Raw genomic sequence first — 403 nt, 5'->3', positions numbered from 1 at the left:
GCCCGTACCGCGCGTACGTCACCACGGTAGGTGGTCAGCACGATGATGCGCGCGCGCGGGTCCATCGCGCGGATCCGCACGATGGCCTCGACGCCATCCAGGCGTGGCATCTGCAGGTCCATCAGCACTACGTCCGGCCGTAGCTGCTGGTAGCGGGCGATGGCTTCCTCGCCGTCGGCGGCTTCGCCCAGCATGCGCAGGTCGGGCTGGGCGCCCACCAGCGCGGCCAGTCCGTCACGCAGCAACGGGTGGTCGTCGACCACCAGCACGCCGATCGGGGCAGGGGACTCACTCATGGGATGTTCTTCTCCAGGGCCACCGCCAGCGTGAGGGGCGGCGGTGATACAGGCGCCGGGCGGGAACCGCCAGCGCGACTTCAGTGCCCAGCCCGGGGCGGGTCCAC

The 403-nt window shown here is 71.2% G+C and carries 1 protein-coding gene; it reads right to left on the bottom strand.

Features of this window, described 5'->3' with window-relative positions:
- On the bottom strand, positions 1-296 hold a 296-nt coding region (locus tag EN852_RS35675), incomplete at its 3' end, for a response regulator transcription factor (RefSeq protein ID WP_135879666.1).
- Between the last annotated feature and the right edge of the window lie 107 nt (positions 297-403).

This window comes from Mesorhizobium sp. M2E.F.Ca.ET.209.01.1.1 (assembly GCF_004010375.2).
Lineage (GTDB): Bacteria > Pseudomonadota > Alphaproteobacteria > Rhizobiales > Rhizobiaceae > Mesorhizobium.
This window is presented reverse-complemented; position numbering and strand designations above follow the sequence as displayed.